General features: G+C 68.1%; 24 protein-coding genes, 2 tRNA genes and 1 pseudogene. 17 read left to right on the forward strand and 10 right to left on the reverse strand.

What is annotated here, in order from left to right:
• Nucleotides 1-64 precede the first annotated feature (64 nt).
• The 3 genes from tig to ACH438_RS10695 all read right to left on the reverse strand — a co-directional run bounded on the left by tig (nucleotide 65) and on the right by ACH438_RS10695 (nucleotide 2857).
• Nucleotides 65-1456, reverse strand: coding sequence for a trigger factor (gene tig, locus ACH438_RS10685; protein WP_397003547.1), 1392 nt, complete (start codon nucleotides 1454-1456; stop codon nucleotides 65-67).
• Between the two features lie 212 nt (nucleotides 1457-1668).
• Nucleotides 1669-2196, reverse strand: coding sequence for an FKBP-type peptidyl-prolyl cis-trans isomerase (locus ACH438_RS10690; RefSeq protein ID WP_397003549.1), 528 nt, complete (start codon nucleotides 2194-2196; stop codon nucleotides 1669-1671).
• 91 nt (nucleotides 2197-2287) lie between these two features.
• Entirely contained in the window at nucleotides 2288-2857 is a 570-nt protein-coding gene (locus tag ACH438_RS10695; RefSeq protein ID WP_397003551.1) for a TetR family transcriptional regulator, read from the reverse strand.
• 90 nt (nucleotides 2858-2947) lie between these two features.
• Between ACH438_RS10695 and ACH438_RS10700 the strand changes: the two genes are divergently transcribed.
• The 4 genes from ACH438_RS10700 (at nucleotide 2948) to ACH438_RS10715 (ending at nucleotide 8885) form a co-directional block, all read left to right on the forward strand.
• Nucleotides 2948-4327, forward strand: coding sequence for an MFS transporter (locus tag ACH438_RS10700; RefSeq protein WP_397003553.1), 1380 nt, complete (start codon nucleotides 2948-2950; stop codon nucleotides 4325-4327).
• Nucleotides 4324-4713, forward strand: coding sequence for a nuclear transport factor 2 family protein (locus ACH438_RS10705; protein ID WP_397003555.1), 390 nt, complete (start codon nucleotides 4324-4326; stop codon nucleotides 4711-4713). The genes ACH438_RS10700 and ACH438_RS10705 overlap by 4 nt, the downstream gene beginning before the upstream one ends.
• Nucleotides 4714-4794: 81 nt before the next feature.
• Nucleotides 4795-6285 (forward strand): 3' terminal RNA ribose 2'-O-methyltransferase Hen1, encoded by a 1491-nt coding sequence (locus ACH438_RS10710; protein ID WP_397003557.1) that lies wholly within the window; start codon nucleotides 4795-4797, stop codon nucleotides 6283-6285.
• Nucleotides 6285-8885 carry a polynucleotide kinase-phosphatase gene (locus tag ACH438_RS10715; RefSeq protein WP_397003559.1) on the forward strand — a complete coding sequence of 867 codons (2601 nt, stop codon included), beginning with the start codon at nucleotides 6285-6287 and terminating at the stop codon, nucleotides 8883-8885. Before ACH438_RS10710 ends, ACH438_RS10715 begins: the two co-directional genes overlap by 1 nt.
• Before the next feature lie 80 nt (nucleotides 8886-8965).
• On the opposite strand, the gene ACH438_RS10720 is transcribed toward ACH438_RS10715, so the two are convergent.
• Nucleotides 8966-9442 (reverse strand): NUDIX domain-containing protein, encoded by a 477-nt coding sequence (locus ACH438_RS10720; RefSeq protein WP_397003561.1) that lies wholly within the window; start codon nucleotides 9440-9442, stop codon nucleotides 8966-8968.
• A 212-nt stretch (nucleotides 9443-9654) separates the two neighbouring features.
• Here ACH438_RS10720 and ACH438_RS10725 point away from each other — a divergent pair, with 212 nt between their 5' ends.
• A complete protein-coding gene (locus tag ACH438_RS10725; RefSeq protein WP_397003563.1) occupies nucleotides 9655-10485 on the forward strand; it encodes a hypothetical protein in 831 nt (276 codons plus the stop codon).
• A gap of 197 nt (nucleotides 10486-10682) precedes the next feature.
• A complete protein-coding gene (locus ACH438_RS10730) occupies nucleotides 10683-11063 on the forward strand; it encodes a hemophore-related protein (RefSeq protein ID WP_397003565.1) in 381 nt (126 codons plus the stop codon).
• Between the two features lie 142 nt (nucleotides 11064-11205).
• Here ACH438_RS10730 and ACH438_RS10735 read toward each other — a convergent pair whose 3' ends face one another.
• Nucleotides 11206-12417 (reverse strand): GAF domain-containing sensor histidine kinase, encoded by a 1212-nt coding sequence (locus ACH438_RS10735; protein ID WP_397003567.1) that lies wholly within the window; start codon nucleotides 12415-12417, stop codon nucleotides 11206-11208.
• A 106-nt stretch (nucleotides 12418-12523) separates the two neighbouring features.
• On the opposite strand from ACH438_RS10735, the gene pflB reads away from it, so the two are divergent.
• The 3 genes from pflB to ACH438_RS10750 are packed head-to-tail and all read left to right on the forward strand — an operon-like array spanning nucleotide 12524 to nucleotide 16278.
• Nucleotides 12524-14776, forward strand: a complete 2253-nt coding sequence (gene pflB, locus ACH438_RS10740) for a formate C-acetyltransferase (RefSeq protein ID WP_397003569.1) — start codon at nucleotides 12524-12526, stop codon at nucleotides 14774-14776.
• Entirely contained in the window at nucleotides 14776-15576 is an 801-nt protein-coding gene (gene pflA, locus ACH438_RS10745; protein ID WP_397003571.1) for a pyruvate formate-lyase-activating protein, read from the forward strand. Before pflB ends, pflA begins: the two co-directional genes overlap by 1 nt.
• 18 nt (nucleotides 15577-15594) lie before the next feature.
• Entirely contained in the window at nucleotides 15595-16278 is a 684-nt protein-coding gene (locus tag ACH438_RS10750; RefSeq protein WP_397003573.1) for a response regulator, read from the forward strand.
• Nucleotides 16279-16281: 3 nt separating this feature from the next.
• Here the strand turns inward: ACH438_RS10750 and ACH438_RS10755 are convergent, their stop codons facing one another.
• On the reverse strand, nucleotides 16282-16641 hold the full coding sequence (locus ACH438_RS10755) for a hypothetical protein (RefSeq protein ID WP_397003575.1): 360 nt from the start codon (nucleotides 16639-16641) through the stop codon (nucleotides 16282-16284).
• 150 nt (nucleotides 16642-16791) lie between these two features.
• Between ACH438_RS10755 and ACH438_RS10760 the strand changes: the two genes are divergently transcribed.
• On the forward strand, nucleotides 16792-17508 hold the full coding sequence (locus tag ACH438_RS10760) for a GntR family transcriptional regulator (protein WP_397003577.1): 717 nt from the start codon (nucleotides 16792-16794) through the stop codon (nucleotides 17506-17508).
• Between the two features lie 20 nt (nucleotides 17509-17528).
• Here ACH438_RS10760 and ACH438_RS10765 read toward each other — a convergent pair whose 3' ends face one another.
• Nucleotides 17529-18368, reverse strand: coding sequence for a hypothetical protein (locus tag ACH438_RS10765; protein WP_397003579.1), 840 nt, complete (start codon nucleotides 18366-18368; stop codon nucleotides 17529-17531).
• Nucleotides 18369-18417: 49 nt separating this feature from the next.
• Nucleotides 18418-19014, reverse strand: coding sequence for a TetR/AcrR family transcriptional regulator (locus ACH438_RS10770; protein ID WP_397003752.1), 597 nt, complete (start codon nucleotides 19012-19014; stop codon nucleotides 18418-18420).
• Between the two features lie 114 nt (nucleotides 19015-19128).
• On the opposite strand from ACH438_RS10770, the gene ACH438_RS10775 reads away from it, so the two are divergent.
• The 3 genes and pseudogenes from ACH438_RS10775 to ACH438_RS10785 form a co-directional block, all read left to right on the forward strand.
• Nucleotides 19129-20061 carry an alpha/beta fold hydrolase gene (locus ACH438_RS10775; RefSeq protein WP_397003581.1) on the forward strand — a complete coding sequence of 311 codons (933 nt, stop codon included), beginning with the start codon at nucleotides 19129-19131 and terminating at the stop codon, nucleotides 20059-20061.
• Complete coding sequence (locus ACH438_RS10780; protein ID WP_397003583.1) at nucleotides 20058-20267, forward strand: alpha/beta fold hydrolase; 210 nt, start codon at nucleotides 20058-20060, stop codon at nucleotides 20265-20267. Before ACH438_RS10775 ends, ACH438_RS10780 begins: the two co-directional genes overlap by 4 nt.
• Nucleotides 20268-20279: 12 nt before the next feature.
• Nucleotides 20280-20996, forward strand: a pseudogene (locus ACH438_RS10785) (alpha/beta fold hydrolase); the annotation flags it as partial.
• A gap of 95 nt (nucleotides 20997-21091) precedes the next feature.
• On the opposite strand, the gene ACH438_RS10790 reads toward ACH438_RS10785, so the two are convergent.
• The gene (locus ACH438_RS10790; RefSeq protein ID WP_397003754.1) at nucleotides 21092-21871 is read right to left on the reverse strand and encodes a DUF1542 domain-containing protein; all 780 of its coding nucleotides are present in this window, start codon (nucleotides 21869-21871) and stop codon (nucleotides 21092-21094) included.
• 96 nt (nucleotides 21872-21967) lie between these two features.
• Nucleotides 21968-22972: a diguanylate cyclase domain-containing protein gene (locus ACH438_RS10795; RefSeq protein ID WP_397003586.1), complete on the reverse strand. Its 1005-nt coding sequence runs from the start codon at nucleotides 22970-22972 to the stop codon at nucleotides 21968-21970.
• Nucleotides 22973-23385: 413 nt separating this feature from the next.
• Between ACH438_RS10795 and ACH438_RS10800 the strand changes: the two genes are divergently transcribed.
• The 4 genes from ACH438_RS10800 (at nucleotide 23386) to ACH438_RS10815 (ending at nucleotide 25602) form a co-directional block, all read left to right on the forward strand.
• Nucleotides 23386-23456, forward strand: a tRNA-Gly gene (locus ACH438_RS10800).
• 21 nt (nucleotides 23457-23477) lie between these two features.
• Nucleotides 23478-23554, forward strand: a tRNA-Pro gene (locus tag ACH438_RS10805).
• Between the two features lie 118 nt (nucleotides 23555-23672).
• Nucleotides 23673-24038: a hypothetical protein gene (locus tag ACH438_RS10810; protein ID WP_397003588.1), complete on the forward strand. Its 366-nt coding sequence runs from the start codon at nucleotides 23673-23675 to the stop codon at nucleotides 24036-24038.
• Between the two features lie 184 nt (nucleotides 24039-24222).
• A complete protein-coding gene (locus ACH438_RS10815) occupies nucleotides 24223-25602 on the forward strand; it encodes a phosphatase PAP2 family protein (protein WP_397003756.1) in 1380 nt (459 codons plus the stop codon).
• Nucleotides 25603-25604: the final 2 nt, after the last annotated feature.

Here is a 25604-nt window from a genome sequence, read left to right on the forward strand (position 1 = left end):
GAAGCAGGGCGGCACCGAACTCCCGGTACCGCCCTGCTTCGCTCACAGCGCAAAACTTACGCTATTACGCTTCGGCCTCGGTGGCGTCGGCGACCTCGGCGAGCTCCTCGGCGGAAACCTCTTCGGCCTCTTCGGCCGGAGTGCCGAACATTTCGGCGGTGTCCACGGCGTTGCCGGCGGTGTCGGTGACGACCGTCTGGGTGACGACACCGGCGAGGGCCTTGCCGCGGCGGACGTCGGCGAAGACGGCGCCGAGCTGACCGGCCTGCTGGATCTGCTGGATGAACTGATCGGGCGACATGCCGTAGCGCTGCGCCTGGAAGATGATCCGCTCGTACAGCTCGTCCTGGCCGACCTGGGTGTTCTCGGCCTCGGCGACGGCGTCCAGCAGCAGCTGGGTCTTGACCGACTTCTCGGCGGCTTCCTGGGTGTCCTTGTTGAACTCGTCCAGCGAGGAACCCTCGGCCTCGAGCGCCTCGGCCAGCTTGGCCTCGTCGTGGTCGAAGCCGTGGACGGCGTCGTGCTTGACGGCGTCGACCTCGGCCTGCACGACCTTCTCGGGCAGCGGGATCTCGACGGCCGCGAGCAGCGCCTCGAGCACCTTGTCGCGGATCTCGCCGGCCTGCTGCACCTTCTTGACGCGCTCGACGCGGGTCTTCAGGTCGTCCTGCAGTTCGCCGATGGTGTCGAATTCGCTTGCCAGCTGGGCGAATTCGTCGTCGGCGTCGGGCAGCTCGCGCTCCTTGACCGAGCCCACCTTGACGGTGATGACGGCTTCCTTGCCGGCGTGCTCGCCGGCGACCAGGGTGGAGGTGAAGTCCTTGGACTCCTCCGCCTTCAGGCCGATGAGGGCCTCGTCCAGGCCCTCGATGAGCTGGCCGGAGCCGACCTCGTGGGACAGGCCGGTGGTGGAGGCCTCTTCGACCTCGGCGCCGTCGACGGTGGCCGACAGGTCGATGGAGACGAAGTCGCCGCTCTCGATGGCGCGCTCGACCGACTTGAGGGTGCCGAACCGCTGCCGCAGCGACTGCAGCTGCTGGTCGATGTCCTCGTCGGTGATCTCGATCGGGTCGACCTCCACCTTCAGGGTGGAGTAGTCGGGGAGGGTGATCTCCGGGCGCACGTCGACCTCGGCGGTGAAGGCGAGTTCCTGGCCGTCCTCGATCTTGGTGATCTCGATCTCCGGCTGGCCGATGACCTTCACCTCTTGAGCGGTGACGGCTTCGCTGTAGCGCTTGGGCAGCACATCGTTGACGACCTGCTCCAGCACGGCGCCGCGGCCGAGGCGGGCCTCGAGAAGCTTGGCCGGGGCCTTGCCCGGGCGGAAGCCGGGGATACGAACCTGCGAGGCCAGCGCCTTGTACGCCTTGTCGAAGTCCGGCTTCAGCTCCTCGAAGGGCACCTCGACATTGATGCGGACCCGAGTCGGGCTCAGCTGCTCGACGGTGCTCTTCACGGACATGCTCCTTGTTCGTAGTTCATGGTTGACGTCTAGGTTCCCCCCGCAACGCATCCCGACCAGGTTAGTTGACGGCCCCCAGGGCCGTGTAACCGGTCGCGCAGCAGTGCGGGGCCACGGCCGGTCGGTCGACCGGTCGCCCTGGTGAGGCAGGCGAATCCCGGCTGGTGCGGGGGTTCGCGTCTCAGGTGATGGCGGGCTGCTGCTGGTTACCCGACCTTGACGGCGTCGGTGACGAAGACCAGCGTCTCACCCGGGTGCATGCCGGGGGGCGGGGTGTCGCCGTAGCCGAGGTTCGGCGGGATGACGAGCAGGCGGCGGGTGCCCTGCTGGATGCCGGCGAGGCCCTTGTCCCAGCCCTGGATGACCTGGCCCGCGCCCAGCTTGAGGGGCAGCGTCTGACCGCGGTCGAAGGAGCTGTCCAGCTTCTTCTTGTCCGACCAGGTGACGAGGGTGTAGTTGGTGCTCAGTGCCTGTCCGGCGGCCGCGCCGGGCCCGGTGCCGGTGACGAGGTCCTTGGTGAACAGGTCCTTCGGCGGTTCGCAGCCGTCCGGAATATCGATCTTGGGGGCCTGGCCGAATCCGCCCTCGACCTTGATCGAGCAGTCCTTGCCGTTGGCCTGCGGCAGCGCGACGGTGAAGGTCGGATCGGACTTGCTGTCGTTGCTGCTACTGCTGCAGCCCGTAAGTAGCAGTCCCGCTGCCGCGATCACGCCGATCGTGCCTGCCACACGCATTCCCGCTCCTGTTCGCCGAGTCTGATTCCGTCTGCCGGAAATCGGGTGCTGCCGCAAGGATTTACGGCGCCGCCGAAACCTACACGGCGTGTCAGTCCTCGGCGGGGCCGGGCGTGGCAGCGAGTCGCTCGACCGCGCCCGCGATGGCGGGGCGCAGGTCGTCGAGGCTCCGATCCGGGCCGAGGATCATGCGGCGCAGTTGCGGCATGGCAATACTCCAGCCGACCAGGCCGAGGGTGAAGAACAGCAGGTCACGCGGGTCGACGCCGGTCGTGGCGGCTTCGGCGGCGGCGACCTTCTCGAAGTAGTGGCGGGTGCGGTTCTCCTCGTCCGGGACGGGGTCGTCGCCGAGTTCCAATGCCTCCCAGAGCAATAGGCGCAGGGTCTCGGGGTGGGCGCGGTGGTAGTCGAAGAGCTGCCCGGCGTAATCGCCGAGGTCCTCGCTGGGTGGGACGGCCTGAGCCAGGTCGCTCATGAGCTTTTCCAGGACCGCGGCGAAGAGCGCCTGCTTGTCACCGAAGTAGTCGTAGATGGCGCGTTTGTTGGCTTGCGCATTGGCGGCGATGCGATCCACCCGAGCCCCGGCCACGCCGTAAGCGGCGAATTCGGTTGCCGCCGCGGTGAGTATGCGTTCCCTGGTCGCCGCCGAATCGTATGCCACGCCGCGATTGTAACGAACTGGTTCGTTTGACAGCCGCTCGAGTCACGTCCTACTGTTCCGAACTAACTAGTTCGATCGGAAGGATCCGAGATGTCGATGCCCGTCGAGCAGCACAGCCACCAGACCCCGCCGGACATCGGCCCGCCCAGCGCCGGCCGGGCCCGTTCGCTGCTGTTCCCGGTGATGGCCGTCTGCAGCGGCGCCACCGTGGCGAACGTGTACCTGGCCCAGCCCCTGCTGGAGTTGTTCACCCGCAGCCTCGGGATCACCGCCTCGGCGGCCGGGATCGTGGTGACGTGCGCCCAATTCGGTTATGCCGCAGGCATTCTCTTCCTGGTCCCGCTCGGCGACGTGCGCCGCCGACGGCCACTGGTGACGACCCTGCTGGCGGTGACCGTGGCCGCCCTGCTGCTGGCGGCCGCCGCGCCGGACCTGGCCCTGCTCGCCGCCGCGACCGCCCTGATCGGCGGCGCGACCGTCATTCCGCAGGTACTGGTCCCCCTCGCCGCCGAACTGGCCACGCCCGATCGGCGCGCCTCCGTCGTGGCCGGCATGCAGATCGGCCTGCTCACCGGCATGATCGGCAGCCGCGTGATCGGCGGCACGGTCGGTGACCTGCTGGGCTGGCGGGCAGCCTACGTCCTGGCCGCGTTCCTGACGGCGGCCACCGGCGCACTGACCGTCATGCTGCTCCCGCGCGAGCCGCGGCGCACGAAGGCGACCGCGCGCCACACCGTCCAGACCACGGCCGGCGCTGCGGCGACCGAGCCGTGGCCAGGCGCGAAGGCCGCTATCGGCACGGCGGTATCCGAAACGGCCCGCACGGCCGAGCACGTCCCGCCGGCGTACCCCGCGCTGCTGGCCTCGCTGCCGCGGCTGCTCGTTCACGAACCGGCGCTGCGGCATTCGTGCGCATTGCATGCCTTGCTGTTCGGGGCGTACACGGCAACGTGGACCTCGCTGGTGCTGGTACTCACGCACGCGCCGTACGGGTTCAGTAGCGCGCTGGCGGCGCTGTTCGGCGCGCTCGGGCTGGCGGGGGCGATCGCCGCGCCGTGGGCCGGGCGGTTCATCGATCGGCGCGGACCGGTGCCGATCATCGCCGCGGCACTGGCGCTGATGCTGGCGGCGGCCGGGGCGTACGGGCTCGGCGGCCACCTGCTACCGGCCATGATCGTGGCGATCGTGCTGGCGAACATAGCGGTGCAGTGGAGCCAGATCGCCAATCAGGCCAGGATTTTCGAGTACCTCCCGGCGGCGCGCAGCCGCGCGAACACGGTGTACATGGTCTCGGTCTTCCTGAGTGGCGCGATCTGCGCCGCGCTCGGAGCGGCCTGCTACGCCGCGGGGGGCTGGCTCGCCGTGTGCGCTCTCCAGGCCGCGCTGACCGCGCTCGGCTGTCTCGTCCTCCCCCTCGCGGGCCGCTACGACAGGCGGTTCCGCAGTACCCGTTCGAAGGAGCAATCATGACCATGCCCGCCATGCCCGCAGCGGTGCTGCAGTTCTTCCGGGCGTCACAGTCCGGCGATGCCGAGAGCTGGGCGGCCGCGTTCGCCGAGGACGGCGTCTTCCACGATCCGGTGGGGAAGCCACCGATCCTGGGCCGCAAGGCAATCCGGGAATTCATTGCCTCGGTGCTGCCGAACTTCAGTCCGTTCCTCGGGCTCACCCCGCACCAGGCGCACACCGTCGGTCGTTCGGTCGCGGTGTCCTGGAGCGGCGCGGCGGTGTCGGTCACCGGTGTACCCGTGAACTGGTCCGGCATCAATGTGTACGAACTCGGCGCGGACGGGTTGATCGTCGAGGCCAAGGCGTATTTCAATCAGGAGATCTTCCAGGCGCAACTCGGCCGCTGACGACTCGAAGGGCCCCGCAACACCAATTTCCTGGACGGGAAATGGTTTGCGGGGCCTTTCTGCGTACGGGAGCATCTCAGGATGCTGTTGACGATTTCTTGTACGCGACCGGAGGGCGCCGCCTGGGCGGCGACCGATCTCGGCTTTCTGCTGCACAAGAATCCTTCGCGCATTCAGACTTTCGACCAGTCGTACGGGGTGGCGCAGGTGTTCTATCCCGAAGCCGACGAGGAACGGTGCACGGCGGCGCTGCTGCTGGAAATCGATCCGGTGCGCCTGGTCCGCGGAAAGTCCCGGAACACGACCGAATTCAGCCTCGGTCAGTATGTGAACGATCGCCCGTACGCGGCGTCGTCGCTGCTGGCGGTGGCGATCTCCACGGTGTTCGGGTCCGCCCTGCACGGGCGTTGCGCGCAGCGACCGGAATTGGCCGGGACCGCGCTCCCGCTGCGTATCGAACTGCCGGCGGTGCCGTGCAAGGGCGGGCCGGAGTATGCCGAGCGGGTGTTCGCGCCGCTGGGCTGGACGGTCACGGCCACTCCCCTGCCGTTGGATCCGGCCTTCCCCGAGTGGGGCGATTCGCATTATGTGCGACTCGAATTGACCGGCACCCTGCGGCTGGCGGACGCGCTCTCGCACCTCTATGTCCTGCTGCCGGTGCTGGACGGTTCGAAGCACTACTGGCTGGACGCCACCGAGATCGACAAGCTGCTGCGCATGGGCGAGTCCTGGCTGCCGGGTCACCCGGAGCGCGCCTGGATCACCCAGCGCTATCTGGCGCGCCGGCATTCTCTGGTGCAGGTCGCGCTGGCCCGCCTCGCCGAACTCGACGATGCGGAGCCGGAGGAGCTGGGCGCGGTGGACGATACGGTCGACGAGGCGGGCGAATCCACCACCGCGGCAACGGAACCCGACCCGGGCAAGCCGCCGTCGCTGGCGGTGCTGCGGCGTGCGGCGGTGCTCGGCGCACTGCGCGCTGTGGGCGCGAGCCGGGTGCTGGATCTCGGCTGCGGGCCGGGTGCGCTGCTGCGCGAGCTGGTGACGGACCGCTCGTTCAATGAGATCGTCGGGGTGGACGTGTCGGTCATGTCGCTGCGGATCGCGCAGCGGCGACTGCGCCGGCTGCCGGTGTGGCAGGCCGAGCGGGTCACCCTGCGGCAGGGCGCGCTCACCTACACCGATGCCTCGTTGCAGGGTTACGACGCGGCGGTGCTGATGGAGGTCATCGAGCATGTCGACGCGAACCGGCTCGGCGCGCTGGAGCAGTCCGTATTCGGTTCCGCCGCACCGGGCGCCGTCCTCGTGACCACGCCGAACAGCGAGTACAACGCGCTCTACGAGGGCATGACGCCGGGCACGTTCCGGCATCACGATCACCGGTTCGAGTGGAGCCGTGCGGAATTCGCGGACTGGGCGCACCGGGTCGCCGAGCGGTACGGCTACGCCGTGCGATTCGAGCCGGTCGGCCCCGAGGACGCGGAGCGGGGTGCGTCCACCCAAATGGCCGTCTTCACCAAACACAACGGAATCACCACCGAACAGAACGACAGCGATGAGAAAGGAGCCGCGTAATGGCTGAGCTGTCCATCCCGGTGCTCTCGCTGGTCGTGCTGATCGGCAGTTCCGGCTCCGGGAAATCGACGTTCGCGCACAAGCACTTCCGGTCCACGGCGGTGCTGTCCTCGGACGCGTACCGCGGTCTCGTCAGCGATGACGAGGCCGATCAGAGCGCCACCAACGACGCCTTCGAACTCCTGCACCACGTGGCCGGGGTGCGACTGCGGCGCGGCCTGCGCACGGTCATCGACGCCACCAATGTGCAGCCGAAGGCACGGCAGGCGCTGGTCGAGCTGGCGCGTGCGCACGATGTGCTGCCGGTGGCGATCGTGCTGGACGTGCCGGAGCAGGTCTGTGTGGAGCGCAATGCGCTGCGCCTGGATCGCGCCGATCTGGGCCCGCACGTGATGTCCCGTCAGCAGCGGGATCTGCGGCGGAGCCTGGGCGGAGGCCTATCAAGCCCAAAATTCCTGGAGCGCGAGGGCTTCCGGAAGGTGCATGTACTGCACGGGGTCGAGGAGGTCGAGGCCGCGACCCTCACGGATGAGCGCCTGTGGAACGACCGTCGCGAGCTCACCGGCCCGTTCGACGTGATCGGCGACATCCACGGCTGCCGTTCCGAACTGGAGACGCTACTGGGCGAGCTCGGCTACACGCTGGAACGCGATGCCGCCGGCCGCCCGGTGGATGCCCAGCATGCGGAGGGCCGTACCGCGGTCTTCGTCGGCGACCTGGTGGACCGTGGGCCGGATACTCCCGGCGTGCTGCGGCTCGTCATGGGCATGGTGGCTGCCGGAAACGCCTTGTGCGTCACCGGTAATCACGAGTTCAAGCTGGTGCGCGCACTGGACGGCCGCAAGGTCAAGGTGGCGCACGGCCTGGCCGAGTCGCTGGCGCAGCTGGAGGCCGAGGAGCCGGAGTTCCGCAAGGCCGCACACGAATTCATGCGCGGCCTGATCAGTCACTACGTGCTCGACGAGGGCAAGCTGGTGGTCGCGCACGCGGGCCTGAAGGAGCAGTACCAGGGTCGCGCCTCCGGGCGGGTGCGCGAGTTCGCCATGTACGGCGAATCCACCGGGGAGACAGATGAATACGGACTGCCGGTGCGCTACCCGTGGGCCAATGACTACCGCGGTAAGGCGCTGGTCCTGTACGGCCACACGCCGATGTCCGAGCTGGTGTGGGTGAACAACACGCTGTGCCTGGACACCGGTGTGGTGTTCGGCGGCAAGCTGACCGCGCTGCGGTACCCGGAGCGGGAGCCGGTGTCGGTGCCCGCCGAGCAGGTGTGGTTCGAGCCGGTGCGTCCGCTCGAGGCGCCGGGTTTCGTCACGAGTTCCGGTGTGGTGCACCGCGATCCGGGCGTGCTCGACCTGGACGACGTGACCGGCCGCCGGGTGGTGGAGACCCGCCACCTGGGCCGGGTCGGCGTGCAGGAGGACGCGGCCGCCGCGGCGCTCGAGGTGATGAGCCGCTTCGCCGTGGACCCGCGCTGGCTGGCGTACCTGCCGCCGACCATGTCGCCGTGTGCCACCACGACGCTGGACGGCCTGCTCGAACATCCGGCGGAGGCCTTCGAGTACTACCGCTCGGAGGGTGTCGGCACGGTGGTGTGCGAGGAGAAGCACATGGGTTCGCGTGCGGTCGTGGCGGTTTCGCGATCGCAGGCGGCGGCGCGGGATCGTTTCGGTGTGGCGGACGGCAGTACGGGCGCGGTGTACACCCGCACCGGCCGCCCGTTCTTCGATTCACCGGAGCAGACCGAGGCGCTGCTGGCGCGGGTGCGGGCGGCGGCCGAGCGGGCCGGGTTGTTCGAGGAATTGGACACCGGCTGGCTGCTGCTGGACACCGAGCTCATGCCGTGGTCGGCCAAGGCCATGGGACTGCTGCGCAATCAGTACGCGGCGGTCGGCGCCGCGGCGCGGGCCACACTGGGTTCGGCCGCCGAAATGCTGGCGGCCGCGGCGGCTCGTGGCCTGGATGTGGGTGACCTCACCGAGCGCACGTCCGCGCGCCGGGCGGACGCGGCGGCCTTCACCACCGCGTACGGCCGGTACTGCTGGCCGGTGGACGGTCTGGACGGTGTCCGCCTGGCCCCGTTCCAGCTCCTGGCGGCGGAGGGCGTGAACTACGCCGTGCGCGAACACGACTGGCACCTGGAACGGATCGACCGGTTGGTCGCCGCCGACCCGGAGCTCTTCACCCCCACCCGGCGCCTGCTGGTCGATTTGTCCGACCCGGACAGTGAATCCGCAGCAACCACTTGGTGGACCGAGCTCACCACGGCCGGCGGCGAGGGCATGGTGGTCAAACCACTGGGTTCCCTGGTCGCGGGCACGGGTTCCCGCAGCGGCCGCCCGGTCCAGCCCGGAGTGAAATGCCGTGGCCCGGAATACCTCCGGATCATCTACGGCCCGGAGTACCTGCGCCCCGAAAATCTCCGTCAGCTGCGGAAACGCGGCCTGGGCGGCAAGCGCTCGCTGGCCCTCCGCGAATACGCCCTGGGCCTGGAGTCCTTGGACCGCTTCGTAGCCGCGGAACCCCTGTGGCACGTCCACGAGGCCGTCTTCACCGTCCTGGCCCTGGAAACCGAACCCGTCGACCCCCGCCTCTGATGCGGCAAGGATCGAGAGGGCACTGGTGAAAGCGTTTCGCGAGAAGCCGCCACCACCAGTGCCCGCTCGCGGGTCGGGGGTCAGAGGGCGAGGTGGGCGATGAGGCGGTCGAGGTATGGGCGCTGGCCTTTGCCGAGTTTTTCGGTGGCGATATCCGGGGTGAACCAGGCGGCTCGGTCTATTTCGGGGAATTCGGCTTTGCGGCCGGAGCGTGGGGGCCATTCCATTTCGAAGGTGCCGGGTACCACGTCGGCGGGGTCGAGGTCGCCTTCGACGGCCCAGACGGTGACCTGTTTGCGGCTGCGGCCGGAGCCGTATTCGACGTCGCCGAGCGGGATCCACTCGCCTGCGGGGACGGGAAGGCCCAGCTCTTCGCCGAATTCGCGGGCGGCGGCGGCGCGCGGTTCCTCGTCGACGGGTTCGTATTCGCCCTTGGGGATGGACCAGGCGGAGGCGTCCTTCCGGGCCCAGAGGGGGCCGCCCATGTGGCCGATCAGTACTTCCAGGTCGGGGGATCGGCGGAAGAGGAGGACGCCGGCGCTGTACCTGAGGCTCATTCCTGAAGTCTGCCTCGTTCCCCGGACACATGTATCGCCGGGCGTTAGAGTTGGCGACGCCGTGGCTAACCCCCGCGGGCGAATAATTCTCGGATAGTTGATCGATTGTTTAGACCGGACATATTGCGATCCAACAGTTCTGGATGCCACGGTCTCCGTTAAGCTCCACTGTTTGGATCTGCCCTACACCTGATGATCGGATTGGATACCGCATGGAGTTCCGCAGCACCACCGCGGCAGCCTCCCTGGTGATCGGCGCCCTCGTAGTTCAGGGGGCAGCATCGACCGTCCTGGCCGGTTCGGCGTCTGCCGACCCCGCCCCTGCCCCGCACATCGCCTATTCGGCGAAGCTGGTGGACAAGACGGTCGTCACCACTCTCAAGGGCGGCACCTTCGCACTATCTCAGGCTCTCGACAGTGATCTGGCCGCGGGCGGTACGCAACGCCTGGCGCAGCGCGACGGTGTCGCCGTCGCCGCGGACGGCACGCCTGTCGATCCGGCCAAGGTCGTGAACGTGGTCGATGTGAAGGACGATGACGGCCACGTGCTACTCACGCTGCCGCTCGAGGTCCACCTGGGCCCGATCGACATTCCGGTGAAGCCGGCCGTCGAGCAGAACGGCACGGTGCTGCGCCTGACCCCGGACAAGCCGGCCGGTCTGACCTTCACGCAGCCGGTCACGGTGCAGCCGATCGCCTCCCAGCTGGAGAACCAGCGCGCGCAGAACGACTTCACCACCCAGTTCAGTCTGGCGACCGCCGTCGGTACCTTCATCGGTACCGCGCTCGGCGCGACCATCGGCTGTGTGGCGACCATTGCCGCGGGCTGTGTCGCGGGGCTCGTCACCGGCGCCGGCGTCGGCGGCATCATCGGCACCGTGGCCCTTGGCGGCCCGACGCTGATCGCCTCCGGCTTCGACCTGCTGAACACCCTCAACGCGCCCGCGGGCACCACCAAGTGGGCGGACAAGACCAGTACGGTCCCGACGCCGCCGCCGGCCGTGCCGCCCACCCAGGCGGCGCAAGCGAACCCGGCCAACTAGACGGGAACCGCTCGACCGCCCCTGCCTCGGCGGGGCGACAACCCGACCCGATCACGCCGCCCCTTGTTCGCAGGGGGTGGCGTAATCGCGTGTGTTTCGGACCAATCCGATCGGGACTCCGCTCCGATACTCTCCTGTCCGGTCCAGCCGTGGTCCGGTCGCCAACCACTGATCCAGAGGTAGGAGAGGTTTCGTTCATGAATTTGATCAGTACGCGGTACGCAATCGGCGCTGCGGCGGCCGTCTACGGTTTCGCCGTCGCCACCGCGGTTTTCGGTGCGGGCGCCGCCACTGCCGATCCGATGGGTGATCTCGAACCGCTGCTGAGCTCGAATTGCTCGTTCGCGCAGGTCGACGCCGCACTGCATCAGGTGGCGCCGGATACGGCCGCGCAGCTCGACGCGGTTCCGGCGCAGAAGTCCGCGATTCAGGCCGCGTACGAGAAGCCGGCCGATCAGCGCCGCGCTGCCTTCCAGCAGCTGGTCGCCGATCAGCAGAAGGCGGGCGTCTCGGCCACCGCCAACCCGGAGTTCAGCGCCAAGCTGAGCCAGGTCGTCGACACCTGCCACCAGTACTGACCCACCGGTTCGTCGCACCATCGCCACTCCGTCCGCAGACGGTGGCCCACTCTCGACCGGTAACCCGCAGCGGCCCGGGCCTTCACGGCCCGGGCCGCTGTGTTCCGTACGTGGCGAATCGGTCCGAGCCCGGGCCGCCTGTTCAGTCCCGGCGGATAGGGACGCGCCAGAGGAGGGCGGTGCCACGGTTGTCGAGGCCGGGGCCGAGTTCGAGGATGCCGCCGAGGGCGGTGGCGCGGTCTGCGATATTGCGGAGGCCGCCGCGGGGGTGGGCGTCGCCGACGCCGATTCCGTTGTCGGCCACCGAAATGCGTAGTTCGTCGGGATCCACGGTGACGGCGACGTCGATGCGGGTGGCGTCGGCATGCCGCACGACGTTGGAGAGTGATTCGCGGAGGACGGCCACGGCTTGCCGGCCGGTTTCCTCGGGGACGGCGGTGTCGATCGGGCCGCGCTGGCGGAGGGTCGGGGTGAAGCCCAGGTGGCGGGCCGCGGTGGTCACCAATTCGGCGATCTCGCTGCGTAATCCGCCGGATCCGCCGGTGGCGGATTGCAGGGAGAAGATAGTGGCGCGGATGTCCTGGATGGTTTCGTCCAGCGCGGTGACGACGCGTTCCAGTCGTTCGGCGACCTCGGGTGCGGGTTCCAGCCGCAGTGCGCCCTGCAGGGCGAGTCCGGAGGCGTAGATCCGCTGGATGACCGTGTCGTGCAGGTCGCGGGCGATGCGGTCGCGGTCCTCCATGAGCGCGATCTTGATCGAATCCCGTTGCCGCCGTATCGCATCCAGCTGCACCTGCTCGTGCATGCGCGCATTGGAGATCTTCGCGGCGGCGATGACCGCGAGCGCCTCGATGATCCGCTCGTCCTCGGCGGTGAACCGCCCGCCGCCGCGTTTGTTGGCGAGGTACAGGTCGCCGAGCAGTCGCCCGCGGATCCGCACCGGCACGCCGAGGAAGCTGCGCATGTCGGGATGCCCCGCGGGCCAGCCTTCGAAGGCCGGGTGGGTGGTGAGGTCGGTGAGCCGGACCGGGTCCTCGCCCGCGAGGACCGCGCCGAGCACGCCGCCGCCCTGCGGCCAGTGCCCGATCCGCCGCACGGTCGCCTCGTCCATGCCGACCTGCACGAATTCGGCCAGCCGCCGTTCGACGCCGTCATCGTCCGGCAGCAATCCCAGCGCACCGTATTCGGCGTCGGCGAGGCGGACGGCCGCGGCGACCAGTTGCCGCAGGACGACGGACACGTCGAGATCGGAGACCACCGTGTAAACGGCTTCGACGAGATCGTGAAGTCGTTCCCGGGAGGCGGTCAGTTCGCGTAGTTCGTCCGGTACGAGACCCCATGGTTCTTCCGGCATGTCCGAAAGGCTACTCAGCGGCAACCTGGGGACATTTGTCTCTGCCGCCGAGTGTCGCGACCGTCCAGCATGGAATCGGAGCATTCGGCTGGAAAAGGAGTCAACGATGACCATGATCGGCAACGCACCCCGTCTCGCAGCCTGGGCCGGATTCAAGGGCGGCCTGTGGCGCGACCAGATCGACGTGCGCGACTTCATCCAGCAGAACTACACCCCCTACACCGGCGACGGCGATTTCCTGAGCGGCCCCACCGCCCGCACCCTCGGCATCTGGGAGAAGCTCTCGGCCATGTTCCCGGCCGAGCGCGAGCGCGGCATCCACGACGTGGACCCGCACACCCCCTCCACCATCACCTCGCACGCCCCCGGCTATATCGACGAGGCCAACGAGCTCATCGTCGGCCTGCAGACCGACGCCCCGCTGAAGCGCGCCATCATGCCCAACGGCGGCTACCGCATGGTCCAGAACAGCCTGCACGCGTACGGCGTCGACGAGGACCCGCACGTCACCGAGATCTTCACCAAGTACCGGAAGACCCATAACGACGGCGTTTTCGACGCCTACACCGAGGATATTCGCGCCGCCCGCAGCGCCGGCATCGTCACCGGCCTGCCGGATGCCTACGGCCGCGGCCGCATCATCGGCGACTACCGCCGTGTCGCGTTGTACGGCGTGGACCGGCTCATCGTGGAGAAGATGGCCGACAAGAACAGCCTCGACGACCTGTGGGCCGTCGACGAAATCATCAGGCAGCGTGAGGAAGTCAGCGAGCAGATCCGCGCCCTCACCGAGTTGAAGACCATGGCCGCCACCTACGGCTTCGACCTGTCCAAGCCGGCCGGCACCGCGCAGGAAGCCATCCAGTGGCTGTACTTCGCGTACCTGGCGGCGGTGAAGGAGCAGAACGGCGCCGCGATGTCGCTGGGCCGCACCGCGAATTTCCTGGACATCTACCTGCAGCGGGATCTGGCCGACGGCGTGATCGGCGAGGAGCGCGCCCAGGAACTGGTGGACGACTTCGTGATCAAGCTGCGCATCGTCCGTTTCCTGCGCACCCCCGAATACGACGAACTGTTCTCGGGCGACCCCACCTGGGTGACCGAATCCCTCGGCGGTATCGGCAGCGACGGCCGGCCGCTGGTGACCCGCACCAGTTTCCGTTTCCTGCAGACCCTCTACAACCTGGGTCCGGCGCCGGAGCCGAACCTGACCGTGTTCTGGTCGCCGCGACTTCCGGAGGGCTTCAGGCGTTTCTGCGCCAAGGTCTCCATCGACACCAGCTCCATCCAGTACGAGTCGGATGAGCTCATGCGCCCGCGTTTCGGCGACGACACCGCCATCGCCTGCTGTGTCTCGGCCATGGAGATGGGCAAGCAGATGCAGTTCTTCGGTGCGCGGGTGAATCTCGCGAAGACGCTGCTGTACGCCATCAACGGCGGCCGCGACGAGAAGTCCGGCAAGGTGGTGGCGAGGGGCTTCGAGCCGATCACCGCGGAGCTGCTCGACTACGACGAGGTCGACGCGGCCCTGGACAAGCTCATGGACTGGCTCGCCAAGACATATGTGCACGCGCTCAATGTCATTCACTACATGCACGACAAGTACGCCTACGAGCGCATCGAGATGGCCTTGCACGACACCGATGTCCGCCGCACCATGGCCTGCGGTATCGCGGGCCTGGCCGTGGCCGCCGACTCGCTGTCGGCCATCAAGTACGCGAAAGTCCGTGTGGTGCGGGACGAGTCGGGCCTGGCCACCGACTATCGCATCGAGGGCGAGTACCCGCAGTACGGCAACAATGACGACCGCGTCGATTCCATCGCCGCCGATCTGGTGATGCGGTTCATGCAGAAGATCCGCCTGTACCCCAGCTACCGGCATGCCGAGCACACGCAGTCGGTGCTGACCATCACCTCGAATGTGGTGTACGGCAAGAAGACCGGCAACACCCCCGACGGCCGGCGCGCGGGCGAACCGTTCTCGCCAGGCGCGAATCCGATGAACGGCCGCGATACGCACGGCATCGTGGCCTCGGCCATGTCGGTGGCGAAGCTGCCGTACGAGCATGCGACGGACGGTATTTCGCTGACCAGCACGGTGACGCCGCAGGGTCTGGGCCGCAGCCCGCAGGAGCGTGTCACCAATCTGGTGGGCGTTCTGGACGGCTATATCGCGACCACCGGGTTCCACATGAACGTGAACGTCCTCAACCAGGAGACGTTGCGGGATGCCATGGAACATCCGGAGAACTACCCGCAGTTGACCATTCGCGTCTCGGGCTATGCCGTCAACTTCGTGCGCCTGACCCGCGAGCAGCAGCTGGATGTCATCAACCGCACCTTCCACGCGAGCCTCTGATGACCACGCTCCTGCTGCAGCCGGGCATCGGTCTGGGTGAGCCGCCGGCCGGGTGCGCCACCGGCGGCTCGAGTGACAGCGGATTCGTGCATTCCTGGGATATCTCGACCGGCGTGGACGGTCCCGGCACCCGGTTCGTCACGTTCCTCAGTGGTTGTCCGCTGCGGTGTCTCTATTGTCAGAACCCCGATACTTGGTTGCGCGGCAACGGAACCCTGCAATCCGTGGACGCCATGGTGGCGGAGGCGGCGAAGTATGTGCCGTTCATCCGCGCGAGTGGCGGCGGCGCGACCATCAGCGGCGGGGAGCCGTTGCAGCAGCCGGATTTTGCGACCGGGCTGTTGCGGGGGTTCCGAGGTCTCGGGTTGCCTACGGCCCTGGACACGTCCGGCTACCTGGGGCGCCTGGCGTCCGATGAGCTGCTCGCGGCCACGGACCTGGTGCTGCTGGACATCAAAGCCGGGCAGCCCGGGACCTACAGCCGTCTCACCTCGCGTGAGCTCGCGCCGACTCTCGAATTCGCGGAGCGGCTGGCGGAGATGAACAAGCCGGTCTGGCTGCGGTACGTGCTCGTGCCCGGCCTCACCGACGCACCCGAGGAAGTCTGCGAAGTCGCGCGGTTCGCGGGCACCCTCGGCAATGTGGAGCGCGTCGACGTACTCCCTTTCCACACCTTGGGCCGCGCCAAGTGGGAGGCCCTGGGCCGCCGCTTCGTGCTCGCCGACACCCCGGCTCCGACGGCCGAACAGGTGAGCCGGGCCCGGCAGGAGTTCGAGTCGCACGGGCTGGTCACCTACTAGACCTGCGAAGATGTTGCCGTGGACAACTCAGCCAAGATCCGCGTCTTCCTGCTCGACGATCACGAGATCGTGCGCCGCGGCGTCCAGGATCTCCTGGAGGCGGAGGGCGATATCGAGGTCGTCGGTGAGGCGGGTACCGCTGCCGAGGCGCTGCGCCGGGTGCCGGCCGTGCGCCCCGATGTGGCGGTACTCGATGTCCGGCTGGAGGACGGTGACGGTGTCAGCGTGTGCCGTGACCTCCTGTCGGAGTTGCCGGATCTGAATGTCCTCATGCTCACCTCGTTCTCCGATGACGAGGCGCTGCTGGGTGCGGTGCTGGCGGGTGCGAAAGGCTATGTGCTCAAACAGCTCCGCGGCCCGCAGCTGGTGACGGCGATCCGCCGGGTGGCGGCCGGGGAGTCCCTCATCGATCCCCGGACCGCCGCGGAGGTCACCGAGCGGTTGCGGCACCGGGCGGATCGCGCGGATCCGCTGGCCGGTGTGGATCTGACCGAACGCGAGCGGCAGATCCTGTCGCATATCGGGCACGGCCGCAGTAACAAGGAGATCGCCGCCGAGATCTTCCTGTCCGAGAAGACCGTTCGGAACTATGTGTCGGCGCTGCTCGGCAAGCTGGGCCTGGCCCGCCGTTCGCAGGCCGCCATTCTCGCCGAGCATTTACGCCATGAGCACGGCGACGATTGGGCCGGCGGGAATTCCTGACATTCACGACTTTTCCGGCGGGATCGGCGGTATGGCCCAGCGCGCGTAGGTCTCCTCGGGTTCGACGGTGATCACATCGACGAGCTGCACCAGGTCGGACGGGACCTGTTCACCGGCAAAATGTTTCGCACTGGGGACGATGACGGCCTCGGCGTCGAGTCGCCGCAAGGTCGACTTCAGTCCCGCTAGTAACGCTCCACCTCCCTGCGCTTGGCCACCTGATCGCGCGTCCGCGACCACGATCTTGGCGAAGTCGTATCCGAGTCGCTTTGCGCGACTGCGGATCCGTTCTTCGTCCCAGGCTTGTCGCGCACCGCTGATATCGCTGCGCACGTAGCCGACCGCAGTCGGTCGAAATCTCACAGCTACCCCTTCACAGATTCGATTCAACTCCCGTACGCCAAGTGTATGCGCAGATGCGTATACGCATTGTCGATTTGTGCATACCCACCCCCATATACTGAAATCACGCGTCATCATCGAGATGCCGCAGATTCGAAGGGATTCAGCGCCATGGGTGAACCGGCCTACGTCTCCATCGCCGGCGATTACGCACGCCGAATCCGCACCGGCGCGCTACCTCCCGGCAGCCGCCTGCCCAGCCTCACCGACATCGCCGAACGCAGCGGCGTCTCGCCGATCGTGGTGCGTCAGGCGGTGAGATTGCTTGCCAGCCAAGGCCTGGTCCGCACGGTGGAACGGCGCGGGATCTTCGTGACGGATCGCCCGAATCTGATCCGGGTCGCACCGGAGCGGCAATTGGAAAGCCCGGAAACCACTTTCGGCAATGAATCAGACCGCGAGGTACGGGTCGAGCGGGACACCGAACGCATCCTCGCCACCGAGGTCCTCGCTTCGTGGCTCGGCCTGCAGATCGGCGAGGAGATCACCCATACCGTCACCCGCGCCAGCGAGGACGGCCGCCCCATCTCCATCTCCGACACCTACCAGCCGCCCGAGATCGAGGACACCACCGCGGCCCGCTTCCTCGAAGAGACCCTCGCCGACCGCCTCCCCACCGAAACCCACGCCCAATGGCTCGGCACCCCGGCCGGCGACCTGGTGAAGGCCGTCCACCAGCGCTTCCTCGACCCCGAGGAACGCGTCCTCATGGTCGCCGACATCTCCTACCCCCGAGACCGCTACGACGGCTTCGTCTTCCGCATGAACCTGGACGACTGGGGCATCGAACCGCCGGGAGAGCCGGAAGCGCCCCACAACGCCGGATAGCGCCACGCCGCCGGCATCGGCTAAGTCCGCCGCACCCAGCCCTGCGCGACATCCGACAGGTTCCACCAGGACACATACCGCGCGTCCTGCGCCGCGGGCTCCCATCCGGCGGCCAGCGCGTCGAAAAACGCGTCGTTCCCGGTCTTCCCGCCCTTCGGCTCTCCGATGAAGACCAGCCGCTCCCCGCCCGCGCGCGCGAATTCCGCCAGCGAGTCGGAGGCCATGGTGTTTCCCCAGCCCGGCGGCCAGCACAGCATCAGCACGTAATCCGCGCCGGCGTGCGATCTTTCCGTGAAGCGCGCGACATCACCCACCGGATACCAGACGTCCGGCTGACCCTGAGCGCTCGGGAACGACACGTTCTCGGCCGCGTCCGGCGGCTCGAAATCATAGGCGTCCACCCGCACGCCCGCCCGCGCCAGCTGTGCGGCCCAATAGCCGCGCCCCGCACCGAGTTCCACCAGCGGCCGCCCGGCGCAGAATCCCGACACCCAGCCGAGGGTCTCCGGCGACGGAATCGCGTACGCGTAGGCGGCCTGCAGAATCGTCTGCGCGAACCCCAGCCGCGCGCTCCCCTTCACCCGGCCGCCATTGACGACCCGGCACCCCTCCTGCTCGAACACGGCGGGCCCCACGATGTCCCAGTACGGATTCCCGGTCTCGGATTCGCCGCCGGTCAGGTAGTGCACCATGCGCAGGTCGAAGGCGGCGTCGGCGCGCTCGTCGCCGCTCCCCGGCAGCATCCCCGCGGTCTCCAGATATTCGGCCACGCGCGGGTACTCGGCCCGTAACCGCTTCTCGTCCCCGAGCAGCTCGGCCAGCCACGATCTCCGTTCCGCGCTCAACACCAGGTCCGTCACGCCCTCGATTCTGGCCCCAGCCAAGATGTTTCGCGGAGCCTTGGCGGATTCATCCGGCGCGCAGGCCGTCGAGCAGGGCGAAGATCGCGGGTTCGGTCTCGGCGCGGGCGGTTTCGGGGTCGGCGGCGCCGGCGATGAAGAGGGCTGCCTCGCCGAGCGCGGACAGGATCATCAGGGCCACCGGCCGGACGGCGAGATCGGTCCGCAGCGCACCGGTGCCCATGCCTTGTTCGAGGCCCGCGATGACCAGCCCGAGCCCGTACTGCTCGTCCAGGGCCCGCCATTCCTGCCAGCCGAGGACGGCCGGGGCGTCGATGAGCGAGATGCGGATGCGTTCGGGATCGGTGCAGGAGAGCAGGAAGGTGTGCAGACCGGATTTCAGCGCGGCGGCCGGATCGCTGCGGTCGACGTCGGCCATGGCCTCGGCGATCTGCGCCATGATCTCCTGCTGCACCTGTTCGTAGACGGCGCGGAAGAGATCCTGCTTGTCCTTGAACTGGTGATACATCGCGCCGCGTGAACTGCCCGCGCGTTCCACGATCTCGGGGGTGCCGACGGCCGCGTACCCGCGTTCGGCGAACAGTTCGCGGGCGGCCGCGATCAGGCCCGCGCGGGTCGATTCGGAGCGTTCGGCTTGCTTGGCCATCGTCACCTTTCTGCGCCTTTTCCAGGCATGTTATCGCCACCCATTGAAAAACAGGCAGCCTGTTTGTTAGTTTGAAGCCCTCATCCACTGTCACTGACCAAGGGGAGTTATCGGATGACGGACCACACCCTCGACACCCGCGCCACCTGGCGCGACACCGCACTCGGCACCCGGCAGACCGTCACCCTGCCGCAGGGCGCCCTCGACGTATTCCACAGCGGCACCGGCGAACCCGTCGTCTTCCTGCACGGAGTACTGTCCAACGCCAACCTGTGGCGCGGCGTGATCCCGCCGCTCGCCCGCGAATTCCACTGCATGGCAATCGATCTGCCCCTCGGCTCGCACACCCGCCCGCTGCCCGGCGCCGACGACCTCACCCCGCCCGGACTCGCCCGGCTGGTCATCGGCGTCCTCGAGGCCCTGGACCTGGGCCCGGTCACCCTGGTCGGCAACGACAGCGGCGGCGCCATCAGCCAGCTCGTCCTGGCCGCCCGCCCCGACCTCATCCACCGCCTGGTCCTCACCGCCTGCGACGCCTACGAGAACTTCCCGCCACCCGCCTACAGCTACCTGTCGCTACTGCCCCGGCTGCCCGGCGGCATGGCAATGCTCGGAATCGGCATGCGCGCGAACCTGATCCGCCGCCTGCCCAATGCCTACGGCTGGCTCAGCAGCAAACCGATCGACCCCGCCGCCAGCGACTCCTACACCCGCCCCGTCGACCGGTCCCCCGCCATTCGTGCCGACCTCCGCCGGGTCCTCCGCGGCATCGACAAGACACACACCCTCGCCGCCGCAGAGTCTTTCGCCACCTTCCCTCGCCCGGTCCTGCTGGCCTGGTCCGCCGACGACCGCTTCTTCACCCGCCGCTGGGCCGACCGCCTGGCCGCCGACTTCCCCGACGCCCGCCTGGAATTGATCCCTGATTCCCGCACCTACTCCCCCGAGGACCAGCCCGCCCTTCTCGCATCCACCATCGCCACCTTCCTCCACGACACCGCCACTACCGGCGACGGAAAAGCAGCTCCCACCGGGGAATTCCGATGACCGCCACCAGTACGGCACCGCACCGGACCTCGCGCCCGAACGATCCGGCGGAGGGAATCCGCGAGGCGGGCGGCCGGGAGCTGCCCGTGCTCGACGGCATCGAGCATCGGTTCGTGGACGTCGCCGGCCTGCGCGTGCATGTGGCGCTGGCGGGGCAGGGTGAACCGCTGGTGCTGTTGCACGGCTGGCCGCAGCACTGGTGGTAGTGGCGGCATGTCCTCGGGCCGTTGGCAACTCGGTATCGCGTCATCTGCCCGGATCTGCGGGGACTGGGCTGGACCGAAGCGCCGGCCGGCGGGTATCGGCCCGATGTCATGGCCGACGACATCATCGGATTGCTCGACCGGCTGGGCGTCGACCGGTTCCGGGCCATGGGGCACGACTGGGGCGGGCTGGTGGGCTATCTACTGGCCCTGCGGTTTCCGGAGCGGGTCGAACGATATATCGCGCTCAATACGGCGAGCCCGTTCCTGCGACCGACGCCGCAGGTGCTCGCGAGCACTGTCCGGCTGTGGCACATCGCGGCCAATGCCGCCCCCGTGGCAGGATCGCTGGCCGTGGCACATGCGACGCCGGATTGGGCACTGCGCCACTGGATTCACCGGTCGGACACGATGACCGGGGAAGACCGGGGCATATTCCTCGCGCAGTTCGAGGAGCCCGCCCGCGTGCACGCCACCGTCAGCTACTACCGCAATCTCGTGACACACGAGATCCCGCTCCTGCTCGCGGGCCAATTCCGGTGGCAACGACTGCGCGTGCCGACGCTGGTGCTGGCCGGTGATCGCGATCCGTTGTTCCCGACCAGCACCATGACCGAATTCGGCGAGTACGCAACCGATCTCCAGGTGTGCGTACTCGAGGAGGTCGGCCACTTCCCCACTGCCGAGGATCCCGGCCGCGTGGTCGAGGAGGCGATGACGTTCCTCCGGTGACGGCCGCGCCCGTCCCTCCGAAGGGGGGAGGGACGGGCGCGGCACTGCTCGCAGAGGCGCAAGTCGGTGCAGGGGATCAGAAGTCGATCCGCGGGTCAGAAGTCGCCGTCGAAGCCGCCGCCACCGAAATCGCCGAAGTCGCTGCCGCCCATGTCGTATCCGGTGTCCTGGTAGCCGGGGTCGTAGCCGCCCTGGTCGTAGCCGGCTTGGTCGCCGCCGAAACCGCCGTCGCCGGCCGCGAAGCCGTCCTGATAGCCGTCGCCGTAACCGTTTTCGAAGCCGACGGCGTCGTAGCCGACGCCGGACATGCCGTTGAACAGAGAGCTGAAGAGCAGGGCGGAGCCCACGCCCCAGGCGCCGGCGACAAGTGCGGTCTTCCACCACGGTTCGGAGTACCAGCCGGCCGGGACGGGACGGCCGGCGACCCGGCCACCCGGGTAGTAGTTGGGGGTGGCGGCAGAAGGGTTGGGGGAGGCTTCGATTCGGCGGCCGTCGTAATCGATGGCACGGTCCTCGGTGACGCGGCCCGCGCTGCGCTGGCCGTCGAGTTCCGGGACGGCCGGCCCGGGGTCCATGCCCATGGCGGTCCGCGCGGCGCTCACGTAGTAGAGCCCTTCCAGCGCGGTCTCTTTCGCGAGCCGGGCCTGCGCGGCCGTGGTGGCCTGTTCGATCTGCGAGCCGGCGGCATTGAACCGCTCCCCCGCGTCGGCCAGCGCCTGCTTCGAGGCATCGTCGGTGCCGGTGAGGTTGTAGACCTGACCGCCCAGCCGTTCGATGACCCGGCGCGCATCGGCTTTCGCGTCGGCGAGCTGGTTGTTGGCCTGGGAGCGTTGGGCGCGGTTGACCGCGACCACTCCCAGCAGGACGAGCACCATCACGATGAGCAGCACGACTACCGTAGTCACGCCACCCACCCTACGCGGCAGAATTTGCCTGCCCTTTGCTACGCGCTGTGAGCTCGCGCTTCCCGATCAGCCGGCCACCGCCGCGTAGCGGGAACGCGGCCCTGCTGGATCAGCCTCCTCAGCGTCCAGTTCCGAGACCGCGAACCCTCGTTTGCCGGCGGTTTTCGCCGAATACATGGCCCGATCGGCACTGCGCAGCAGATCGGAGAAATCACACTCCCGGCCCGGCGGGCAGAAGGACGTACCGACCGACGCCGACGCCGGCACCGGCCCGGAGGCCGTGGGCACCGGCTCGCACAGGGCCGCCAGCACCCGCATGGCCAGCTCGCCGAGACTGTTCCGGCGTGCGGGCAGCGCGACCACGAATTCGTCGCCGCCGTAGCGCCCGATCACCGTCTCCGGCGGGCACACCGCGCGCAGCCGCTGAGCGATGGTGACCAGCACCTCGTCGCCGACCGTGTGCCCGTACCCGTCGTTGATGGCCTTGAAATCGTCGAGGTCGATGAGCAGCAATCCGACGCCGCGCGCCGGATCGGTGGCCATCATCCGCACGCGTTCCTGCAACAGTGACCGGTTGGCCAGATCGGTGAGCGCGTCGTGGGTGGCCTCGTGCCGCAATCGCGTCTGCAGTGCCGCGATTTCCTGCACCCGCACCGACACCTTCTCGGTGAGACTGCGTTCCTGCTGGATCAGTGCCCGCTGTTGCAGCGCCTCGGCATAGCTGTCGATGGCCTGGCTGGCGATGAACGGCCAGCGGGTGGCGATCAGCGAGCCGGGTTCGCCGGGCGCGAGACCGAGCAGCGCGCGGCTGGCGGGCGCGAGCATGCGGGTCCGGTCGAACGGCGCTTCGGCCAGCCGATGCCCGATGGCGCGGGCCGCCGGGACCGGAAAGGGCTCGCAGCCCGCCAGTTCCAGCAGCTCATCGATGATCTGGGCGAAGACTCGTTCCAGTTCCTGTAGCGGTATGGCAGGTTCGGCGCCGGAACCCGCGCCGGGGTGCACTGCCCGCACCCATTCTCGAATGGTGGCCGCGACGATCGCGGTGGTTCGAGTGTCGAGTCGGATGGGCATGCGGCTCACCCTGCGTACGAAATGCTCGGACCGGCCGCTTCGCCGGTCACGCCCTTCGGATCGAACTCACTACTTCGCGGTCGCCCACACCTCTGGTGCATGCTCACCGCCCCCTTTCCAGATACCCCCGTCCGGACAAAAAGGATCCTAGCAAGCCACCCGACTTCGAAAACCCCTGATTCAGAACAGGTTCCCGTTGTCTCGCGAATGGCGACGAAGGTGAGATCGCTGAGGTGACCGCCGTGTTACACCCTATTTCGGCATGTTTTCCGCGACTCGCCGGACAACTCACCCGACCGGCTCCGACGTGCGGGAACATCTCCGGATTGGCATTACACGAGTGAGGTTCGGTACAGTGCTCAACGCACAGCACATCCGCTGATCGGCACTCCCGACCGGCCGATGCGGTGACTGCGGGCGTAGTTCAATGGTAGAACCTCAGCCTTCCAAGCTGATGGTGCGGGTTCGATTCCCGTCGCCCGCTCTAGACCCTTCGGGGTCCTTTCGGGGTGTAGCGCAGCTTGGTAGCGCATCCGCTTTGGGAGCGGAGGGTCGCAGGTTCAAATCCTGTCACCCCGACCATCATTCATTCTCTACCAGCCACGACAGCCCGGACGGGCCGGTCCGGGCGCAGCGATTTCACAGGGTATCGACAGGTCACACCCGGGGTGTGTTCAACGGCAACGTCGAGTATCTGCCCATGAAATCTCTTTCGTTACTTTCGATTTCCACGCTTGCGGTCGCGGGACTGACGGCAGTCGCGGTGGTTGCGTCGGCGGGGACCGCCGACGCGGCGATACCCACGGCGCAACCGGTCGACGCCATCGACACCTACAACCAGGACTATGCGGCCGTGCAGGCGCAGGCAGGGCAGGCCTCGCTGCCCGCGATCGGGATCGGCACCGCCGTCGGCTGCGTGGCGGGCGGAGTGCTGGGCGCGGGCGTCGGATCGATCGTCAGCGCCGGCGTCATGGCCGCCAGCGCGAACCGGCTGAACGGCGAGTGCTTGGCCGCGAAGCTGCCCGCATTCGACTGCCCCTGGCCGCAGGCCGTCACTCAGCCATGAATTCGCGGCAAAAGCTTTAGGGCAGACGAATCGCCCACAGCCCGGAGCTCGGCTCCGGGCTGTTCTGTTCTTCCGCGGTTCCCCGCGCGTTTGCGCGAGTGATGCTCGACACACCAAACGGTAACCGGAAGTTGTGCCTCCGTTTATCTTGTGTTATCGATTTACAGTGCTGGTCGACCACGAGATGAACGTTTCCGGCTCGTCGTTGTCCGGCGGCGGGACCGTTTCGCGTGCGCTACCGGCGGCCGGAGTGCTCGCGGCGGTGGCTCTGCTCGCGGTCGCGCAGGCGTGGGCCAGCTGGCACGGGGTCATCGGACCGCTGCGCAGCCTGCTCGACGACTATCTGGGGAACCCGCAATCGGCGGCCGTGTCCTGGGCGGGGCTGGGGCTGGCTTGCATCGGCGTTCCGATGCGGGCCCGGATCGTCAGCTTGAGTGCGGCGGCCGTGCTCGATCTGCTGGCGCTGGGATTGCAGGCGCTGTGCGGGTGGCATGTCTCCATCGGGACCGGCCCGACGCTGGCGCTGACCGCATTGACCGTGGTGGCGTTCCGCTGGCAGGGACAGCGGCGGCGAACGGCCTTGCACGCCATCGCATTCGGCGCCTTGTTGATCATGGCCTCGAAGCTTGCGGACACCTGGCTACTGGTCAGCATCATTGCCGGGCCGCGGGTGCTCGACCAATATGTCCAGCTCGCCGATCACGCACTGGGCGAACCCGCCTGGCTCGTCGGCCGATTGCTCGATGCGGCCGGCCCGATCCCGTCGCACATCCTGCATGTGGTTTACGTCCAGCTACCGGTGGCGGCGATGGTGGTCGCGGTGTGGCAGCTGCGCAATGTGACCACTACCCCGTGGCCGCGGCACAGCCTGCTGCGCACCTTCCTGGTGCTCGGCGTGATCGGCCCGCTCGGCTACGTGCTGTTCCCCGTGGTCGGCCCGGTGTTCGCGTACGGCCCGCTGGGACACGGATTGCAGATCGGCGACTGGCCGCACGTGCTACCCGCCTTGACGGCGAATCCGGAGCCGATGCTGTTCGATTCGGAGACGGCCCGCAACTGCATGCCGTCGATGCACGCCGCCTGGGCCACCTCACTGTTCATCCACTCCCGGATCGGGCCGCGGTGGCTGCGCTGGGCGGGTGCTTTCTGGTTCGTGTGCACGCTGCTGGCCACGCTGGGCTTCGGCTACCACTACGGCTGCGATCTCGTGGCGGGCATCGTGCTGTGCCTGACGGTGGAATCGGCGCTGCGTGACCCGGATCGGGGCTGGGACCTCTACCGGGCGCGGATCGTGTCGCTGGGCGTCCTGGTGTTCTGCGGACTGCTGTTGTCGTATCGCTTCCTGCCGGTCACCATGTCGGAGTACCCGGTGCTCGCCGGGTTCGCGGTGCTGGGGGCACTGGCGGCGGTCGTATTCGTCTTCTACACAACCTGGTTCGCCACGCCGGGGAGCCGGCTGGCGCACTGGGGTGGCCGGGACGCGACGAGCGACACCCGGCCCGTCATCGACAGGCCACTCCCGCAACGCAATCCGGACTACTCGCGTGCAAGGCCGAAGGGTTAGTG

The sequence above is a fragment of the Nocardia sp. NPDC020380 genome, from assembly GCF_044386975.1.
Lineage (GTDB): Bacteria > Actinomycetota > Actinomycetes > Mycobacteriales > Mycobacteriaceae > Nocardia.

Bases quoted from the DNA above. Each gene is read 5' to 3' on its own strand.
- ACH438_RS10690 (WP_397003549.1), bottom strand. From the start codon at position 2,196: ATGCGTGTGGCAGGCACGATCGGCGTGATCGCGGCAGCGGGACTGCTA.
- ACH438_RS10700 (WP_397003553.1), top strand. From the start codon at position 2,948: ATGTCGATGCCCGTCGAGCAGCACAGCCACCAGACCCCGCCGGACATC.
- ACH438_RS10705 (WP_397003555.1), top strand. From the start codon at position 4,324: ATGACCATGCCCGCCATGCCCGCAGCGGTGCTGCAGTTCTTCCGGGCG.
- ACH438_RS10710 (WP_397003557.1), top strand. From the start codon at position 4,795: ATGCTGTTGACGATTTCTTGTACGCGACCGGAGGGCGCCGCCTGGGCG.
- ACH438_RS10715 (WP_397003559.1), top strand. From the start codon at position 6,285: ATGGCTGAGCTGTCCATCCCGGTGCTCTCGCTGGTCGTGCTGATCGGC.
- ACH438_RS10720 (WP_397003561.1), bottom strand. From the start codon at position 9,442: ATGAGCCTCAGGTACAGCGCCGGCGTCCTCCTCTTCCGCCGATCCCCC.
- ACH438_RS10725 (WP_397003563.1), top strand. From the start codon at position 9,655: ATGGAGTTCCGCAGCACCACCGCGGCAGCCTCCCTGGTGATCGGCGCC.
- ACH438_RS10730 (WP_397003565.1), top strand. From the start codon at position 10,683: ATGAATTTGATCAGTACGCGGTACGCAATCGGCGCTGCGGCGGCCGTC.
- ACH438_RS10735 (WP_397003567.1), bottom strand. From the start codon at position 12,417: ATGCCGGAAGAACCATGGGGTCTCGTACCGGACGAACTACGCGAACTG.
- pflB (WP_397003569.1), top strand. From the start codon at position 12,524: ATGACCATGATCGGCAACGCACCCCGTCTCGCAGCCTGGGCCGGATTC.
- pflA (WP_397003571.1), top strand. From the start codon at position 14,776: ATGACCACGCTCCTGCTGCAGCCGGGCATCGGTCTGGGTGAGCCGCCG.
- ACH438_RS10760 (WP_397003577.1), top strand. From the start codon at position 16,792: ATGGGTGAACCGGCCTACGTCTCCATCGCCGGCGATTACGCACGCCGA.
- ACH438_RS10770 (WP_397003752.1), bottom strand. From the start codon at position 19,014: ATGGCCAAGCAAGCCGAACGCTCCGAATCGACCCGCGCGGGCCTGATC.
- ACH438_RS10775 (WP_397003581.1), top strand. From the start codon at position 19,129: ATGACGGACCACACCCTCGACACCCGCGCCACCTGGCGCGACACCGCA.
- ACH438_RS10780 (WP_397003583.1), top strand. From the start codon at position 20,058: ATGACCGCCACCAGTACGGCACCGCACCGGACCTCGCGCCCGAACGAT.
- ACH438_RS10790 (WP_397003754.1), bottom strand. From the start codon at position 21,871: ATGGTGCTCGTCCTGCTGGGAGTGGTCGCGGTCAACCGCGCCCAACGC.
- ACH438_RS10795 (WP_397003586.1), bottom strand. From the start codon at position 22,972: ATGCCCATCCGACTCGACACTCGAACCACCGCGATCGTCGCGGCCACC.
- ACH438_RS10810 (WP_397003588.1), top strand. From the start codon at position 23,673: ATGAAATCTCTTTCGTTACTTTCGATTTCCACGCTTGCGGTCGCGGGA.
- ACH438_RS10815 (WP_397003756.1), top strand. From the start codon at position 24,223: ATGAACGTTTCCGGCTCGTCGTTGTCCGGCGGCGGGACCGTTTCGCGT.